This window comes from Mesorhizobium sp. Pch-S (genome assembly GCF_004136315.1).
Taxonomy (GTDB): Bacteria; Pseudomonadota; Alphaproteobacteria; order Rhizobiales; family Rhizobiaceae; genus Mesorhizobium.
Genome location: NZ_CP029562.1, coordinates 4,844,646 through 4,860,957, shown reverse-complemented (window position 1 = coordinate 4,860,957; position 16,312 = coordinate 4,844,646). Strand labels below are relative to the sequence as shown.

Here is a 16,312-nt window from a genome sequence, read left to right as displayed (position 1 = left end):
CGTGCGGGCTGCGCTTACACATAGCGGTTGACGATATTCTCCAGGTGTTCCTGTCGCCCCGAGCGCGGCTCCGGTTCGATGCCGTCTGTTACGACCTTGGCAGCGAGGTCCTCGAGAGTGGTGCCGCCTGCGAGGACCTTCTTTGCCTCGGCGCTGGCCCAGCCGCCGTAACGCTGCTCGAGCGGAGCGGACAACGCCTTGTCCTCAATCATACGCGCTGCGGCCTTCAGGCCACGCGCACAACAATCGATGCCACCGATATGGGCGATCAGCAGATCCTGCGGATCGAGCGACTGGCGCCGCAGCTTGGCGTCGAAATTGGTACCACCGGTGGTGAAGCCGCCAGCCTTCAAGACCTGGTAGTAGGCCAGCGCCATCTCCGGCACATTGTTGGGGAACTGGTCCGTGTCCCAGCCCGACTGGTAATCGTTGCGGTTCATATCGATAGAGCCGAAAACGCCCAATGCATCGGCAAGGGCCAGCTCATGCTCGAAGGAATGACCGGCCAGAATGGCGTGGCCCTGCTCGATGTTGAGCTTGACCTCCTTCTCCAGGCCGAAGTCCTTCAGGAAGCCATAGACCGTCGCAACATCGTAATCGTACTGATGCTTGGTCGGCTCCTGCGGCTTCGGCTCAATCAGGATGGTGCCCTTGAAGCCTATCCTGTGCTTGTAGTCGACGACCATGGACAGGAAGCGGCCGGCCTGTTCGCGTTCGCGCTTCATGTCGGTATTGAGCAGCGTCTCGTAGCCTTCTCGACCGCCCCACAGCACATAATTCTCGCCGCCAAGCCGCTTGGTGACGTCGATGCATTTCTTGACCGTGGCGGCGGCGTAATAGAACACGTCCGGATCCGGGTTGGTGGCGGCACCAGCCATATAACGGCGGTGCGAGAACAGATTGGCCGTGCCCCAGAGCAACCGGACGCCCGTCTCCAGCTGCTTCGCCGCGAAGACATCGGCTATTTCATCGAGGCGCGCGGCACTCTCGGCGAAACTCCTGCCTTCTGGCCGCACATCGGCGTCATGGAAGCAATAGTAGGGCACGCCGAGCGCCGAGAACATTTCAAAGGCCACATCGGCTTTCAGTCTGGCCGCATCCATCGTGTCGCCGAACCATGGGCGCTCGAAAGTCTGCCCCCCGAAAGGATCACCGCCCGGCCAGGCGAAAGAATGCCAATACGCGACGGCGAAACGCAGATGGTCTTCCATGCGCTTGCCGAGCACGACTTCGTCCTTGTTGTAGAAGCGATAGGCAAGCGGATTGGTCGAATCCGGGCCTTCGTACTTCACCTTGCCGATATCGCCGAAAAACCCAGTGCTCACTCTTGAAACTCCTTGTAGGTCGAAGGCCCGTTCGTCTCGCGAAGCTGCGGGAGGACAGCCTCGTTGGTCTTGGGGCTCATGGCAGATTGTCCCGGATGTAGATTTCGATCCGGATGGCTTCCTGATTGGCGATGACGGGCGTGTCGTCGATCCTGGCCTTCAACAACCGGATCGCACTGCGCACTTCGTGGCCGGCGTCCTGGTTGATGACCGCGTCGAAGATGCCGTCGCGCAATGCCTGTTTCGAATGGTCGGTAAGTTCATGCGCAACCACCGTGATCTCGCGATACTCGGTTCTCGACATCAGCACGTCGATGACGCCGCGGTTGCCGGCGCCGATACTGTAGAGGCCGACGACATCGTGCTCGCGGTCAAGAAGTTCGGCCAGCAATGTCCGCGTCACTGCGGCATCGTCCCGCCCCTCAAGCACCGGCAGGCACTCAAGCCCGGGAAATGCTTCTGCAATCGCTTGCCCGAAGGCAGCGCGACGCTCGGCATGGTCTTTCACCAGCATCGAGCCGGCGACCAATGCCACTTTGCCGGAGCGGCGGCCGCAGAAACGGCCGATAAGGCTGGCCGCGGTTCGACCTGCGGCAATGTTGTCGATGCCGACATAGTGGTCCCGATAAACATCGGAGACATCGGAAACGAGGGTGACAACCGGAATGCCGGCCTCCCTCAACCGTGCCAAGGCTCCGCGCACGCGTTCGGATTCGGTTGCGACGAGGGCGACACCCGACACCTGGGTGATGTCGATGCCGTCCAGCGCGGTCGCCAGCGCATCGGCATCGAAAGTCTTCACCTTGCGGATGTCGAGATGGGTGCGGTCGAGAATGGAATAGAGCTTTGCCTGGTTGAGCTCCTGCTCCAACCCCAGCATGAAACTGTTCGAGCCCTCGGGAACAATGAAAAGCAGGTTATAGACGCGTTGCTTGGCGAGGTTGGCAGCCGAGATATCGCGCACATAGCCAAGCCTGATGATGGCTGCATTGACGCGCGCAACCGTCTCCGCGCGCACGCCTGAGCGCCTGTTCAGCACGCGGTCGACGGTTGCCAGACTGACACCCGCCTCCCCGGCCACATCATGAACGGTTGGACGCATTCCTCACTCCCGGCGTCGACCTAGCATGGAGTTTTGAGGTACGTAAAGCAGAATCTGATGTACGTATCTCACGATCAATCGACCACCGGTTCGGAGATCTCGCGGGTCTTCTGTGCAAGGCTCTGTTTTCGTTCGTCTTGCTATTGAAACCCGGCCGGTCGGTCCGTATATTGGAGCTGTCCTGGCAACAGGACTATGGTGCTAAACCGACTGTGCAATAGGCGATCCGGACGCGGTTTCGATACCGCCACCTCCACCATAAACCGTCTTCCGCTCGACGGCTTATGATGGGGGTGAAATGGGTTCGACGGGCGTTGAAAGACAGATTGCTGTACCCGGCATTGTACCACCGTTATCGGGCTAAACTTATAGTTGCCAACGACAACTATGCGGAAGCTCGTCTCGCTGCTTAATGCGGCGCGAACGCTTCAAATCAAGCCCTAGCGGTTCGCACCTCTAGGCGGGGTCCGGAGGCACCTGGCAACAGAAGCCTCCACTTCCCTCCCAGACATCCCCGCGTCTCGCCGTGGCCGGCATCCCGGACCACGCGACACATCCTTTCCGAACTCCCACGACCCGGACGACGGCCTGACCAAGCTCGTCGCACCCATCCATGGAGACTGCCATGCAGAACCATACCGACCAATTCTTCGTGCTGACCGGCGGCCCAGGCTCAGGCAAAACCACACTCATCGAGGCACTGGCCGCACGGGGCTACGCCACCGCACCTGAGGCAGGCCGCAACATCATCCAGGACCAGATGACGGTCGGTGGATCGGCGCTGCCCTGGAACGACAGGGCCCTGTTCGCCGAATTGATGCTGGCCTGGGAACTGCGCTCCCATCACACCGCCTCGCGGCTGTCGGGGCCTGTGTTTTTCGACCGCGGTGTGCCGGACACGCTCGCCTATCTCAGGCTGAGTAGTCTGCCGATACCGGCACACATGGAAAAGGCGGCCGAACATTTCCGCTACAACCGCCGTGTTTTCATCGCACCGCCATGGCCCGATATCTTTACGCAGGATACCGAACGCAGGCAGGATCTCGATGAGGCCGAGCGCACCTTCGAAGCCTTGGCCGAAACCTATCCGCGCTACGGCTATGAGCTGATCACATTGCCACGGGCATCGGTCGAAGAGCGCCTTGCCTTCATCTTTGAAGAGATCGATTCGTAGAACGACCCGCAAGGAAAAGGGCTACCCCGACCAGCGCCAGGCAGAGCAGGCTGAAACCTGTGCGCAAGGTGTTCCACCATGTCCAATCGACAGAGTAGGTACGCCAGAGCGTCGCCGCCTCGGCCGCATCGGTCGGCACGGCCGTGATTGCCAGTGCTTCATTCATCGGCACGTTCACGGCGAAGGTCGGCAGGAGAGCACCAAGCAGATAACTTGCTGCGGCAGCCAGCATGGCGAACGCCGCTGCCCGCCGCCCTGCCCCGAGCAAGGCAGCCCCGGCCAGCGTGGCTGCAATCGGCGTGCCAAAAAAAGCTGGCGCGAACACCGCATTGCGAACCATCGCATTGATGCCTTGCATGGCAGCAATGGCATGCGCCGGCGCAACCGCATCCAGGCCGCGCATGACGGAACTCGTATAAGCATAGAAGAACCCGGCAATTGCGCCGGCAAGCAGCAGCGCAATGCCCGACAGCCCCTGCGCCACATTCGTCAGCATCCGATTTTCCCGCATCGTGCCCATGATCACCTCACCTCAACTTGAGTACCGCTCGGTACTTGCGTCGATTAGTACCGCATGGTACTCAGCTCCGCAAGCTACGGAGAAATACGATTTGCCTGCAAAGATGCCTGCCGGTCGGCGCGATGACGTTTTGGACGCCGCGCTGGAACTGCTTGCCGCGGGAGGACTTCAGGCCGTCACCACCACGGCCCTCGCCCGCGTCGCCAGATGTTCGAAAGACACGCTCTACGTTTTGTTTGAAAACCGCGACGCCATCCTGGCGGCCCTCGTCATGCGGCAGGCTTCGCAGCTCAACACCGCCCTGCGGGAAAGCAGCAACGAGGGTTCACCACGCGATCGGCTGACGCTGATCTGCACCCAGCTGCTGAAACTACTCACCTCGCCCGCTTCGCTTGCCATCAACCGGGCAGCGCTTGGCGATGCCAGCGGAGACCTGTCCAGGATACTGATAGCCACTGGCAAGGAGCGCTCGGCGCCGAAAATCATGGCTGCAATCGAAACGCTGAACATCAAAGGCGTCATCAACGCCCGCGACCCCCTGGATGCCTATCAAACGCTCTACGGCCTGCTGATTGGCGATCGACAGATCCTCGCGCTGCACAATGCCTATGATCCCACCGAAGATGCCGAAACCATCGCAGGCCGGGCAGTCGAGCGCCTGATACAGATCTACGCTCCCAATCCGGGGAAAAGCTGACCTCCCGCGCCGAGTGCCGTCAGGCAGCAGCCGGGAGTTCGCGTCTGTCGGCTACCGTCCGGTTGCGGCCTGCATGCTTGGCGGCATAAAGCATCTTGTCGGCGCGGCCGATCGCATCCCAGAGCTGCTCGCCCGACTGGCTTTCGACGATGCCGAAGCTGCAGGTCACCCTGAAGCCCTCGGGCAAGCCAGCGAGATCGCATGCTGCTATCTCACGCCTCAGCTGTTCCGTCAGCACATAAGCATCGTCGACCGTACAGTTTCTGAGCAGGATGACGAACTCCTCGCCACCAATGCGGGCAACCAGATCTCGCCCCCTGACACAGCGCCTGATCGTTTCTGCCACTGTTGCAAGCACACTGTCGCCGGCCGCATGGCCGAAGCGATCGTTGATGGACTTGAAGCGGTCGATGTCACAGGCAACCACGCTGACGGCTTGGTGGATTGCGCCAGAGAACAGTTGCACAGCCCGCGTCTCCAGGCCGCGGCGATTGAGCAGACTGGTCAAAAGATCGCTGTCGCGCTCCGCCTTGAGGCCCAGCACCACATCGGCACATACCACGACCAGCAGACCGAGTCCCATTGCCACGCCGAGCACCGACATGGCGAATTGTGCCCACAACCAGAATGGCGATTCAAAGAAGGCGGAGACATCGTTGATGGGCACCGAGCCGCCGGTAAGCAGCGTCCGCAGCACGAAAGTCAGCGAAAGCCCAGACAGCATCCACAGCAACGCCCTGTCGATGGCGCTGCCACACATCAGATGCCGCAATTGCCAGGCTGAGCTCAATACGATGCCAGCCATGCCGAGATTGAGCAGGCAGGCCCTGAGCTGGAGATTGTCCTCCGCATAGTAGAAATAGCCGAGCAGGCCGACCACCAGCGTCATCCAAGCGGCATGTTCGACGACGAGCATCCGTTTGCCCGAGCGCACGAGAACACCTTCCGCCAGGAACAGCGGGCCAGCCGTGTAGAGGACAGCACAGGCAAGGGTGTTCAGGCCGATATCCGAGGGCCACAGCGCGAACTGCACCACGGTACCGACGCTGACCGAAAGGAATGCCAGCGAAAACAGCACGAGATGCCTGCGGCGGCGGTCAAGCAGCCACACGCTGAAGAAGCTGGCCGCGAACAGGAGCAGCAATGCCGAAGGTATGAATTTCAAGGTATTCGCCCGCGCCCGTGACCCGCGTCAGATGCCGGTCGATGTCTACAAGACGCGGGTAAACAAAGAGGATAGCGGAACAACAAAAGGTTGCCGCGCACCCATTTTCCCCACGAAAGGCTCCGGGGTTCGTTATCTCCTACCCGGCACGGCGCGCCCAGGCACAGACCTGCGCGTGGGCAATGATCTGGCTCTGTGCTGCCACGGTGGCTTCGCGCAGCCGCGCCTCCAGCGTGTCGATATCGACAATCGCCTCGGTGGTGAGGCCGAGTTGAACCAGCCTGGGCAGAAGCGATCGAATAGTCTCCGCTATCCAGGCATGGTGCGGAGCGTCCGGTCCACCCGCCACCGGCGTCTCGCTGAAGAGAGAGGGCTCCGGCAAACCGGCCCCCGTGTAGATGCTGAAGAGCTTGTCGGCGGCATCGTGGTGCGGAGCCACCATGTGAAACAGTGTGAACAGCCAGTCGCCGACCTGTTCCCACAAAGGCACGATGGGCAACGACGCGAACGGATGCCGATGGCTGACTTCATGGAATGCGACGACACCACCTGGTCGGACAAGTTCGACAGCCCGGCGGACAAGCGCCACAGCGTTCGTCTGATGGACGAGAACATAACGGCCAATCACCAGGTCGAAACCGGCATCATCAACAAAATCCTCGATCGCCGCCGCCTTGAAAACAGCTTGCGGATACCCTGCTGCCCGTTGCTGCGCCACCACGATGGCTTCGGCGCTCCGGTCTATGCCGACCACCGAGCCGTCAGGCCCGACCATCTCGCATGCAAGCATCGCGACGTCGCCGGCACCGCAGCCGACATCGAGAACACGCATGCCCGGCGCAATGCCGGCTTCGCGTAAAAGACGCCCAGTTATCGGCTTGAGTATCTCGCCTTGCAGCATGAGGCGGCGGATTTCCGACGCCGAATGGCCGAGAATGTAGGACGTGGGTGTCGTCTCGTTCATGGAGCAATTTCCTTGAGGCACCTCGCCATCAGTCCATTAGCTCTATCGAATATATAGCGACGATAGGGAACCGCCGGGTGGCTGTCCATGCGCCTTGCACAGGCGGAGGGTTATTCCTGCCAACCCCTGAAATCCGCCGATTTCCACGTGGATTCAGACAGCTGCCAGATCGAACCAGGGGCACGGGATCCTGAGCCAGCCAGAATACAAAAAGGCCGGGCAAAAGCCCGGCCCTCTGGCAGTCCTGGGAGAGACTTCTATTCCGCCGGTGCCTCGACGGGCTGGCGGTTGCGGCCGAGCGTGACCTGCGTCAGCGCAAAGGCAATGACTGCGGCCAGCGTGATGCCTGCCACCATCGGCAGCGGCGTTCCGTCGAAGAACAATCCTGCGATTCCCATTGCCACCGCGCCGATGGCGAAATGCAACGTGCCCATCAGCGCCGAAGCCGTGCCGGCAATCGTGCCGTGCTCTTCCATGGCCAGCACCGAGGTGGTCGGGATGACCAGGCCAAGGAAGCCATAGCCGATGAACAGCAGGCTCGCCATGACGTCCAGGCGATCGACGCCGGAAGCCATGATCGCCAGCAGCACCACCATCGCGGTGGCATAGCCGACGACAGCCACCTTCACGACGCGCTTCAATCCAAAGCGATCGGCCAGCAGGCCCGTCATCTGCGACATGCCGATGAAGGCAACCGCATTGATCGAGAAGAACACGCTGTAGAGCGAGGGCGAAAGGCCATAGTGGTCGATCAGGATGAAGGACGAGCTTGCCAGATAGACGAAGAAAGAAGCGATGCCGAAGCCGCCGATCGCCGTCAGCCCGAGAAAGTTGCGATCATTGAGCAGGAACCAGTAGCCTTTCAGTGCCGAGCCAAAGGAAGAGCCGACCCGGTCCTCAACCGGACGTGTCTCCTTCTGGGCCGTGGCCAGAAGCACGATCGCGATCACCGCAGCACCGGTCAGCACCCAGAACACCGCGCGCCAGCCTAGGGTTTCGATGATCAGGCTGCCGGAAAGCGGTGCCAGGATGGGCGACACGGAAAACACCAGCATGAGCAGCGACATCAGCTTGGCCGCCTCGTTACCGGTGTGCATGTCACGCACCACGGCACGCGGAATGGCCATGCCTGCGCTGGCGCCCAGCCCCTGCAGGAAGCGGAACGCGATCAGCCATTCGATGTTTGGCGCCATCGCCGAGCCGACGCCGCCGATGATGAACAGCGCAAGGCCGACATAAAGCGGCGGCTTGCGTCCGAACATGTCCGACAACGGGCCAACCACGATCTGGCCAAAACCCATGGACAGGAAGAAGATCAAAAGGCTCATCTGCACGGCCGAAGTGCCGGCATTGAGATCGGCACCGATCGAAGGCAGCGCCGGCAGATACATGTCGACGGCGAAGGCACCGACGGCGGACATAAGGCCGAGCAGCACCGCGGTGCGGAGAAAATGCGCGTTCATGATATGGCTCTTTCAAATCCGGTTACTGCCGCGCTGCGGCGTCTAACCCAAGGACGTTCCATCCCTTGAGATGCCGACACGAAAAACGCCGCATCTCTAAATCTTATAGTCCAGAAAATTAGACACTCTTGTCTAAATTGTCAATCACGGCTATATAGATTTTTATGAGCCAGACGATTGCTGCTGACAGTTTTCCGCCGCGCGGCCACGAAGCCAAAAGGGTTGCGATCGTGGATGCTGCCATGTCGGTTTTCTGCCGCGAAGGTTTCGCTGGTGCCAATATCGACCTGATCGCTGCGGAAGCAGGCGTTTCGCGCCAGACCGTCTACAATCACCACGGCGATAAGGAAAAGTTGTTCGTCGCAGTGGTGCGCGAGCTGACCGAGCGCTGCAATGCCGGCATCTTCGCAACCCTGGCCACCTTCCCCGACCAGCCCAAGGATCTCGAGGCGGATCTGATCGGCTACGCCGTGCGCATGAACCGCAACTGCATCTGCAGCCGCGACGGCAAATTCCTGCGCAAGCTGATCCAGACCGAGGGCGAACGTTACCCTGAATTGTTCGCCGAATGGCGCGAGAATGGTCCTGGTACGACATTGCCAGCGCTTGCCGCGCGTTTTGCGCGTCTCGCCTTCGCTGGTCATCTCGCCATCGACGACCCGGACGTGACTGCCCGTCATTTCGTCGGCCTGATCAATGCCGAGCTGCAGATCGAATTCATGATGGGCATTCAACCAAGCCAGGAAGAAGTCCTGCAGTCGGCTACGCATGGCGTACGAGCTTTCCTGCGCGCCTATGGTGCTCGCCAACCGGCGTCTCGCCAGCGCGAGGCCGCACTGGCCTGACGACACAGTCGCGAAAGCGTCACCCAAAGACGGCTTTGGTGTTGGCCACTGGGCCGGCGCCGTCTATATGCGGTTTACGAGCCCGCCAAGCTTGATTACAGCTATGCGGACGATTCAACGGAACCGCCCAGGCATATGGCCGACGACCACATTCGCTACGACATCCTGGCCCAGGAAGCTTTGCGCGGCGTCATGCGCAAGGTGCTGGCGGAGGTCGCACGCACCGGCCTTCCGGGCAACCATCACTTCTTCATCACTTTCCTGACGGGCGCGCCGGGCGTGCGCATTTCATCACGCCTGCGCGAGCGCTATCCCGAGCAGATGACCATCGTCATCCAGTTCCAGTACTGGGATCTGAAGGTAACGGAAGCCGGCTTCGAGGTTGGCCTGTCCTTCTCCGACATTCCGGAAAAGCTGGAAATCCCGTTCTCTGCAGTGCGCGGCTTCTACGATCCGTCGGTGAATTTCGAACTCGAATTCGATGTCCGGACCGAGACGGCAGATGAGGTCGAAGAAAAGCCGGCGGTCGAGCCTGTCGCACTTGCTCCCGAAAAGAAATCCGAGTCGAAGAAGAAAGCTGCGGCCGAGCCCGAGAAGCCAGCAGCCGACGAGCCCGCCTCCGGCAAGGGTGCCGAAGTCGTTTCGCTCGACGCTTTCCGCAAGAAGTAATCCGGAACCTCATGGCCGAGATCGTCAATCTCCGCCAGTTCAGGAAGGGCAAGGTGCGCGAGCAGCGCGCCGCTACGGCCGAACAGAATCGTGTCTTGCACGGCCGCAGCAAGAATGAAAAGCAGCGAGATAGATTGCTGGCGGAAAAAGCCGAGCGCCTCATTGAAGGACATCGCCGCGAGTCGACTTCTGACACCTCTGCGCAGGACAAGGACTGAGCGCGCGTGAGTCTGGTCGAGAAACGGTCCGTCACCATACGCGGCCATCGCACGTCCTACTCGCTGGAAAAGCCATTCTCCGAAGAGCTCGCTGCAATCGCTGAAAACCGCGGGCTCACCCTCGCGGCACTGGTGGCCGAGATCGACGAACAGCGCCCGCGCGAAGCCAATCTGTCATCGGCACTGCGGCTTTACGTCCTGGATTGGCTGAAGCGGGGTTCGGGCGAAATCGCTCGGTAGAGCGATCTTCGGAGCCGCACAGCTTCATCAGCCGATGCGTTTGGCCATCATCACTTCATCGATCTCGCGGCCCTCGTCGATCAATCCGGCAGGCAGGCGGCCGATTTCGACAAAGCCTTCGCGTGCGTAGAAGCGTCGTGCCGCCGGCTTGTCGATGCTGACAGTCAGTTCCAGTTGCAGGATACCGGCATCACGCGCGAGTCTCGTCAACGCCTCCAGCAAAGCCCTGGCCGTCCCGGTACCACGCTCGCTTGCCCGTACGTAGACCATGACCACCGTGGCACGATGATGCGATTTTGCCGACTGCTCGCGCAACAGGCCCATCAGACCGACCGGTTCACCGTTTCGAAATGCGATGAGGACCGTGCCACTCGTTATCCGCCGCAGCCATTCTTCGTCCGGCAGCGCCTCCCAATCCCCGAGCCGGCTGGCAAAGGCAGCCGGCTCCAGCCGCAGTGCCTCCAGCCTTATGTTTTTGAAGGCAGCGACATCGTCCTTGCCGGCCAATCGCACCGTTGCAGCGCTCATGTTCATGCCCGGTTCCTCCAAGCACATGGATCCGCGTCAAACCGTCAAGGTTTGACTGTGCAACACACCTATTGCAACGTTTTCAGGAAATCCTGGATCGAAAACGGCTGGAGTTTGCCCGCCGGAGCGCTTGGGGCGGTTTGGGCCGGAACGGTTGTCTGGCGCTCGGCATCCAGCTTTGTCCTTTCCTCCTGTGCCGCGCGGATTGCTGCTTCGGCCTTGCGCCGCTCTGCTTCGGCAGCGTCCGCAGCAGCCTTTTCAGCCCGCGCCTTCTCTGCGGCTTCGACTTTGGCCTTCGCTTCCGCGGCAGCCCTGGCTTCGTTTTCCGCCTTCAGCCGCGCCTCTTCCTCAGCCTTGCGTTTCTCGTCCTCGATGCGGCGCTTTTCTTCCTCCGCACGATCCCGCTGCTCCTGCAGATCGGCATAGTAGCGGGCCTCGCGCCGCAGTCGTTGCTTTTCCAGCAATACGGCCTGCATGGCCTCCACCCGCCGCTGTTCTTTCTCCAATGCGCGCTGGGTGAGGAACTGCGCCAGCGGCGCGCTGTCGAAGCTGCGTATCGGTGCCTCGATCGGGCCATCGACACTATAGTTCAATGCCGGATCCGAGCCGATCAAAGCCTCGTTGCCGGCCTTGTAGGTGACCGTGCCCCGGGCCGCGACTGTGCCTGCCGCAAGATCGGCGGACATCTCCGCCGACAAGGAAGACGTCGGCGTCTCGAAACTCATCGGCGGCGCGCGCAGCACACCGGCGGCCAATGTGAAGGCTATGTCGGCGTCGCGCGCGACGAAGGAGCCCTGCCCGGCGATGCCCGGGGCGAAAGCTGCCGTGCGCGGTGCATCGATGTCCCGACCAATGCCATCGGCCTTCGCAAGCAGCGCCGGCAGCGCGTCGGCATTGAGATTGGCAACCGTTATGCCTTTCAGCGAAGCCGTACCTGAACCGGCAAGCGAAGACACCATCGCATCGATGGACTTGCCGCTCGTGGTCGCACTCGCTGTAAATGTACCTGCACCCGAAAGGCCCGATGCGGGCAGGAGCCTGGAGAGGTCCGAACCCGCTAGCGTCGCCTGGCCGCTCAGCAACCCGGTGCCATCGTTGTTCTTCAAATCGAACAGACCGGTGATTTCGCCACCGAACACCCTCGCCTTCAGCTTCGAGATGCCCAGCCCGTCATCGGCAAGTTTCAGCGACAACATCGCGTCGTCTGCCGTTATCAGCGGACCGGCCAGCAGTTTCACCACCGCCAGTTCGAGATCGGCGGTCATCTGCAGCATCGGCCTGGAGGCAAAAGGCGTCTTCGGCCAGTTCGTGCCGTCGCCAGACAGTGCATCATTGCCAAACAGCATTGCCGCCAGCGGATGGAGATCGAGCGTGTCCAGTGCCAGCTGTCCACTCAGATGCGGTTTGGCAGCATCGAATTCTGCAGCCACATCGCCGGACAAGGCGGTGCCGGCTGCACTTCCCTTAAGGCCGGAAACAGCGACCCGCCCGTTGCGATAGTCGGCTTCGGCGGCAAGCGCCACGGGAGCGCCGAACCCCATGCCGGGCAGTGCAACGCCCGTCGTCATCAGCCAGGGTTCGATATCAGCCGTGTCGAGCGCCACCTTGCCCTTGGCCGCCAGTCCTTGTGGCGTGTCGGTCAACGTACCGTCGAAGCGCGCACGCAGATCGGGGCCCCAGAGATTGAAGGCTGTCGCGACTCCCTCGGCAAGCGTCCTCTGGCGGTGATGTCGGTCGTCGCCTCGCCGACCATGCCAAGCGGCAGCGCTGGCAGACCATACAAGGCGAGAAGCGCGGCGGCATCAGGGTTCTTGGCATCGAAAGTCAGCGAGAATGGCGCCTTTGCCATCTCGCCTGGCTGTCCATGCGCCGACAGTGAAACCGACAGCGCGGAACCGCCGCTTGTTCCCTTGCCGGAAAGCGCCAGCCCGGTGGTGCCATCCCCATTGTCCGCAGCACTCATCACCACATCGAGGCGTGTATCCCGATACAGACCCGGATAGGCCTTGCCACGCTCGGAAAGCACCGTGAGCAGCCGACTGTCGGGAAAGCGTTTGGCTGCGGCATCGATCAACGGTGCAAGGTCGGATGCCAGCAGCGAAGCGTCCAGACTGCCGGTCGGTCCTTTCGGAAAATCCTTCATACGGCCAGTGGCGCTGATCGACGCCCCCGCCAGCCCGCCGACCGACAGCTTGTCGATCTCCAGCATGCCGGCCCGCAGTCGCAAAGCCGTATCGAGCTTCTCAGCCGAAAAACCCCAGGCATCGACCGGGCCCGCCTTGATCGCAGCGTCGAGATCGGCGTCCGCGAAACGGTTCACCCCTTTGTCCGAAACGAAAAGCGCGGCAAAGGCTGTCAACCCTTCGACATCAAGCGCTCCCCCTTCCAATCTCGTCACCACGGCCGGTTTGCCTTCCGCAGGCTGGGTGGCATCGAGACTGCCGTGAAAACTTGCCTTTCCCAGCACCAGTTCGAGATCGTCGAATTTCTGCCGCGCGTCGGTCAGATCGACTTTTGCGCTGAACCCCGCGGTCGGGAGGCGCCGAACGGCTTCATCGACATCCTGCGACAACCACGCCGCGAAACCGGAAGGCTGGGCCACCGCAAGCAGAAGCGAACCGGTGAAACGCACCTCTCCGTCAACGCCAAGCCGTCCGTTGGCCTCCAGTGTGGTGCGTCCGGGCAAAAGCGCCGCCAGGGATTTCACCGCCCATCCGCCTGCGACAGGTTCGGCGGAAACCACAACGTCGCGGATGGTTGTGTCGCCAGCCACCATCGCCGGCAATTTTACTTCGACGGAGCCGGGCATCACCGGTCTTGGCAAAGCCAGAAGCACACGCTCGAGCGCCGCTATGCGCTGCGGCAATGCAGCTGTCCCCTCCTTGCCGGGCGTTTCCTCGAACTGGATTTGTGCGCCACTCGCCTCGATTGCGAAGCGCGGATCAGCGCCAAGATCGACCGAAGCCTTGCCGTCAGCGGTGTAGGGGTTGTCGAGCGGTCCGGTCTCCAGGCGAAATTCTTCGACTGCGAGTTTGCTATGGTCGAGTTGGAACTTGCCGCTTACCCGATAGGTGGGAGGCGCTTTGGCACCGGCCTCCGCCGATCCACCATCCGGCTTTGCGGCGGCAAGCTGGGCACTATTGTCACCCACAAGCTTGAACTGGCCGGAATAAAGCGCCCTTCCGTTCTCGACGCCGGCATTGCCGTCGGCTTCAACTGACAACGGATAGCCGTCCGGATCGGCCTTGATCCGAAGTGCGATCCTGCCGGCGCCGTCGGCTTTGCCGGTCGTCAGCGAAAGACGCGTCGCAACCCCGTCGGCCTTCAACGCGCCTTCGGCGCGCCATGGGCCGGCCAGAGATTTCGCCGACACAGTAGCGTTGATGTCCGATACCGTGGTGACGCGCCCGCTTGCTTCCTGGCGCAGTTCCACCGCTCCATCGGTCACCGTCAGTTTCTCGATCGCCACCTGGGCGGGGTCGAAGGGCGAAGACGGCCTCGCCGTCCAGTCCACCTTACCGTCCGCTGCGACGCTGATAATCGCTTTCGGCCTCACCAGGCGCATGTCGAAAATCAGCACTTCGCCACGCAGGAACGGCGCGAGTTCGGCATCCATCGAGAAAGTCTCGACGGTCATCGCAGGTTCCCCACCTGCACTGCCAGCCACCGAAACGTCGGTGAACGTTACGGATGGAAATGGCAAAAGTCGCGCCGTTGCGCTACCTTTTACCGTCACCTTGCGGCCGAGAATGGTGCTCGCCTCGCGCTCGAAATCGGCCCGATAGCCCGTCCAGTCGACAAATGGCGGCACCACCAGCGCCGCAAGCAGCGCCAGCACGAAAAGGCCACCGAAAATCACAAACAGGCGGGCGAGCATTTACCCCGAAACCATTGGATTGAAATGTGCCCGCAATGTAGCGGCAATACTGCGTTGATAAAGTGGCATCTCGCAATCCGTTACATTTGGCGGTGCATTCGTGAATTCCGCTGTTCGAAAAATGCCAGAATCCGATTGGGATAATCGCCTCGTCATTACCCTGCGCCACCTTGTACGGCCTAGGACATTTTATAAAATGAGCACATACGGAAAAAGAGATCGCACCGTGATCAAGATAGCTGCCGCTTCCCTGATTGGTTTTGCAGCCCTTATGGGGGTTTCCACCTTGCCGGCCAATGCCGGACGCACGGTCACGTGCTCGTCCGACGGTGATCAGTACAATGAATGCCGAGCCGATTTCCGTTCCGCCGTCATCGTGCGACAGAAATCGGACAGTCCCTGCATCCGCAACCGCACCTGGGGTTATGATCGCGGCTCAGGTACGATCTGGGTTGACGGTGGCTGCCGCGCTGTGTTCGGCGAAGGTTCGCCGGGCCGTCGGGTGGTACGTCGTTACTCCGATGACCCGTTCGGACCTCCGGTTGTCGAACCGCGTCGCTACGACCCTTACTATGACCGTCGCTACCGCGAGCGTCGTGACGACGACTGCTTCTTCAACGGCGACTGCTGATCGAGATTGCATAAAGCCGACAGAGTAGTCCTGTCGGCTTTATGCGCTGTCATCTGCTTGTTTCGACTGGTTGGCCGACAAGGGTCTGCCAGCATTGCTACGCAGGATGCTGAAGCTGGCTCAGTCCGCCGTCGACGACCAGCGTCGCAGCATTCATGAAGGGGCACTCGTCGGAGATCATGAAGACGGCGGCGTGAGCGATTTCCGCGACCGAGGCGATCCGCTTGCCTGGATGCAGTTCCATGGTAGCAGCTCGGGCTGCCAGGGGATTCTCGAAGCTGTTCCAATAGTCTGTTGCCTTTTGCGTCTCCACGTATCCGGGAGCCAGCGCATTCACCCGGATACCCTGACTGGCATATTCGAGCGCCAGCGACTTCGTCAGGCCAAGCAAGGCATGTTTCGCCACCGGATAGGGAAACGTGCCTGGAATGATGGTGAAACTGTGCGTTGATGCGATGTTGAGGATCGCTCCGCCGCCCTGTTCAATCAAGCCGGGTAACACCGCCTTGCAGCAATTCCATGCGCCTTTGACGTTGACGTCGAGCGCCCGGTACCATTCCGCTTCGCTTGTCTCCAACGGCCTGTGAAACACATTCACACCGGCATTGTTGATGAGCGCGTTGAGTGGGCCGATCCGGTTCGCCGCATCCTGCACAGCTGCTTGGACCCCGTCCGCGTCGGTGATGTCCACCCCTGCCGATGCGACCATGCCGGTCGGCGCACCCAGATCGCTGACACTTTTCTGGAGAAGCCCGCCGTCCTGATCCAGCAGGAACAGCCGTGCTCCCTCCGCCAGACAGGCGCGGGCAATCGCAAGCCCGATACCCTGGGCGGCACCCGTGATCAGAATACGTTTTCCAAGCAGTCGCTCAGTCATGTGGGGCTCCGATCGGG

17 protein-coding genes and 1 other RNA gene are annotated in these 16,312 nt (G+C 61.2%); 8 read left to right on the top strand and 10 right to left on the bottom strand.

The annotated features are described in order from the left end of the window. Nucleotides 1–14: 14 nt before the first annotated feature. Together xylA and C1M53_RS22730 are read right to left on the bottom strand one after the other, a co-directional pair. Nucleotides 15–1,325 carry a xylose isomerase gene (xylA, locus tag C1M53_RS22735; RefSeq protein WP_129414301.1) on the bottom strand — a complete coding sequence of 437 codons (1,311 nt, stop codon included), beginning with the start codon at nucleotides 1,323–1,325 and terminating at the stop codon, nucleotides 15–17. Between the two features lie 76 nt (nucleotides 1,326–1,401). Next, a complete protein-coding gene (locus C1M53_RS22730) occupies nucleotides 1,402–2,427 on the bottom strand; it encodes a LacI family DNA-binding transcriptional regulator (protein ID WP_129414300.1) in 1,026 nt (341 codons plus the stop codon). Nucleotides 2,428–2,566: 139 nt separating this feature from the next. Here C1M53_RS22730 and ssrA point away from each other — a divergent pair. Continuing rightward, nucleotides 2,567–2,925: a transfer-messenger RNA gene (gene ssrA, locus C1M53_RS22725) on the top strand. Between the two features lie 127 nt (nucleotides 2,926–3,052). Beyond that, entirely contained in the window at nucleotides 3,053–3,601 is a 549-nt protein-coding gene (locus C1M53_RS22720; protein WP_129414299.1) for an AAA family ATPase, read from the top strand. On the opposite strand, the gene C1M53_RS22715 is transcribed toward C1M53_RS22720, so the two are convergent. Beyond that, nucleotides 3,576–4,097: an anthrone oxygenase family protein gene (locus C1M53_RS22715; protein WP_129414298.1), complete on the bottom strand. Its 522-nt coding sequence runs from the start codon at nucleotides 4,095–4,097 to the stop codon at nucleotides 3,576–3,578. The two genes, C1M53_RS22720 and C1M53_RS22715, sit on opposite strands and share 26 nt — an antisense overlap. 115 nt (nucleotides 4,098–4,212) lie before the next feature. Between C1M53_RS22715 and C1M53_RS22710 the strand changes: the two genes are divergently transcribed. Next, nucleotides 4,213–4,818 (top strand): TetR/AcrR family transcriptional regulator, encoded by a 606-nt coding sequence (locus C1M53_RS22710; protein ID WP_165358214.1) that lies wholly within the window; start codon nucleotides 4,213–4,215, stop codon nucleotides 4,816–4,818. A 19-nt stretch (nucleotides 4,819–4,837) separates the two neighbouring features. Here C1M53_RS22710 and C1M53_RS22705 read toward each other — a convergent pair whose 3' ends face one another. The 3 genes from C1M53_RS22705 to C1M53_RS22695 form a co-directional block, all read right to left on the bottom strand. Next, complete coding sequence (locus C1M53_RS22705) at nucleotides 4,838–5,983, bottom strand: GGDEF domain-containing protein (RefSeq protein WP_129414296.1); 1,146 nt, start codon at nucleotides 5,981–5,983, stop codon at nucleotides 4,838–4,840. Nucleotides 5,984–6,122: 139 nt separating this feature from the next. Then, the gene (locus C1M53_RS22700) at nucleotides 6,123–6,947 is read right to left on the bottom strand and encodes a class I SAM-dependent methyltransferase (protein WP_129414295.1); all 825 of its coding nucleotides are present in this window, start codon (nucleotides 6,945–6,947) and stop codon (nucleotides 6,123–6,125) included. 257 nt (nucleotides 6,948–7,204) lie between these two features. Next, complete coding sequence (locus tag C1M53_RS22695) at nucleotides 7,205–8,410, bottom strand: multidrug effflux MFS transporter (protein ID WP_129414294.1); 1,206 nt, start codon at nucleotides 8,408–8,410, stop codon at nucleotides 7,205–7,207. Between the two features lie 164 nt (nucleotides 8,411–8,574). Between C1M53_RS22695 and C1M53_RS22690 the strand changes: the two genes are divergently transcribed. The 4 genes from C1M53_RS22690 to C1M53_RS22675 all read left to right on the top strand — a co-directional run bounded on the left by C1M53_RS22690 (nucleotide 8,575) and on the right by C1M53_RS22675 (nucleotide 10,382). Then, complete coding sequence (locus C1M53_RS22690) at nucleotides 8,575–9,255, top strand: TetR/AcrR family transcriptional regulator (RefSeq protein WP_129414293.1); 681 nt, start codon at nucleotides 8,575–8,577, stop codon at nucleotides 9,253–9,255. Nucleotides 9,256–9,390: 135 nt separating this feature from the next. After that, nucleotides 9,391–9,924, top strand: a complete 534-nt coding sequence (locus C1M53_RS22685; protein WP_129414292.1) for an SspB family protein — start codon at nucleotides 9,391–9,393, stop codon at nucleotides 9,922–9,924. 11 nt (nucleotides 9,925–9,935) lie between these two features. Then, on the top strand, nucleotides 9,936–10,142 hold the full coding sequence (locus C1M53_RS22680) for a DUF4169 family protein (RefSeq protein WP_129414291.1): 207 nt from the start codon (nucleotides 9,936–9,938) through the stop codon (nucleotides 10,140–10,142). Between the two features lie 6 nt (nucleotides 10,143–10,148). Beyond that, complete coding sequence (locus C1M53_RS22675) at nucleotides 10,149–10,382, top strand: ribbon-helix-helix domain-containing protein (protein ID WP_129414290.1); 234 nt, start codon at nucleotides 10,149–10,151, stop codon at nucleotides 10,380–10,382. A 27-nt stretch (nucleotides 10,383–10,409) separates the two neighbouring features. Here C1M53_RS22675 and C1M53_RS22670 read toward each other — a convergent pair whose 3' ends face one another. The 3 genes from C1M53_RS22670 to C1M53_RS32550 all read right to left on the bottom strand — a co-directional run bounded on the left by C1M53_RS22670 (nucleotide 10,410) and on the right by C1M53_RS32550 (nucleotide 14,787). Then, nucleotides 10,410–10,916: a GNAT family N-acetyltransferase gene (locus tag C1M53_RS22670; RefSeq protein WP_129414289.1), complete on the bottom strand. Its 507-nt coding sequence runs from the start codon at nucleotides 10,914–10,916 to the stop codon at nucleotides 10,410–10,412. Nucleotides 10,917–10,978: 62 nt separating this feature from the next. After that, nucleotides 10,979–12,553, bottom strand: a complete 1,575-nt coding sequence (locus C1M53_RS32555; protein WP_348630006.1) for an AsmA-like C-terminal region-containing protein — start codon at nucleotides 12,551–12,553, stop codon at nucleotides 10,979–10,981. After that, a complete protein-coding gene (locus tag C1M53_RS32550; protein WP_348630005.1) occupies nucleotides 12,550–14,787 on the bottom strand; it encodes an AsmA family protein in 2,238 nt (745 codons plus the stop codon). Before C1M53_RS32550 ends, C1M53_RS32555 begins: the two co-directional genes overlap by 4 nt. A gap of 226 nt (nucleotides 14,788–15,013) precedes the next feature. On the opposite strand from C1M53_RS32550, the gene C1M53_RS22660 reads away from it, so the two are divergent. Beyond that, a complete protein-coding gene (locus tag C1M53_RS22660; RefSeq protein WP_165358213.1) occupies nucleotides 15,014–15,418 on the top strand; it encodes a DUF3011 domain-containing protein in 405 nt (134 codons plus the stop codon). Nucleotides 15,419–15,515: 97 nt separating this feature from the next. Here C1M53_RS22660 and C1M53_RS22655 read toward each other — a convergent pair whose 3' ends face one another. Then, nucleotides 15,516–16,295 carry an SDR family oxidoreductase gene (locus C1M53_RS22655; protein WP_129414287.1) on the bottom strand — a complete coding sequence of 260 codons (780 nt, stop codon included), beginning with the start codon at nucleotides 16,293–16,295 and terminating at the stop codon, nucleotides 15,516–15,518. Nucleotides 16,296–16,312 lie beyond the last annotated feature (17 nt).

Excerpts from the sequence above, each read along its gene's own strand:
- C1M53_RS22730 (WP_129414300.1), bottom strand. The coding sequence starts at position 2,427 with ATGCGTCCAACCGTTCATGATGTGGCCGGGGAGGCGGGTGTCAGTCTG.
- C1M53_RS22720 (WP_129414299.1), top strand. The coding sequence starts at position 3,053 with ATGCAGAACCATACCGACCAATTCTTCGTGCTGACCGGCGGCCCAGGC.
- C1M53_RS22715 (WP_129414298.1), bottom strand. The coding sequence starts at position 4,097 with ATGCTGACGAATGTGGCGCAGGGGCTGTCGGGCATTGCGCTGCTGCTT.
- C1M53_RS22700 (WP_129414295.1), bottom strand. The coding sequence starts at position 6,947 with ATGAACGAGACGACACCCACGTCCTACATTCTCGGCCATTCGGCGTCG.
- C1M53_RS22695 (WP_129414294.1), bottom strand. The coding sequence starts at position 8,410 with ATGAACGCGCATTTTCTCCGCACCGCGGTGCTGCTCGGCCTTATGTCC.
- C1M53_RS22690 (WP_129414293.1), top strand. The coding sequence starts at position 8,575 with ATGAGCCAGACGATTGCTGCTGACAGTTTTCCGCCGCGCGGCCACGAA.
- C1M53_RS22685 (WP_129414292.1), top strand. The coding sequence starts at position 9,391 with ATGGCCGACGACCACATTCGCTACGACATCCTGGCCCAGGAAGCTTTG.
- C1M53_RS22680 (WP_129414291.1), top strand. The coding sequence starts at position 9,936 with ATGGCCGAGATCGTCAATCTCCGCCAGTTCAGGAAGGGCAAGGTGCGC.
- C1M53_RS22670 (WP_129414289.1), bottom strand. The coding sequence starts at position 10,916 with ATGAACATGAGCGCTGCAACGGTGCGATTGGCCGGCAAGGACGATGTC.
- C1M53_RS32550 (WP_348630005.1), bottom strand. The coding sequence starts at position 14,787 with ATGCTCGCCCGCCTGTTTGTGATTTTCGGTGGCCTTTTCGTGCTGGCG.
- C1M53_RS22655 (WP_129414287.1), bottom strand. The coding sequence starts at position 16,295 with ATGACTGAGCGACTGCTTGGAAAACGTATTCTGATCACGGGTGCCGCC.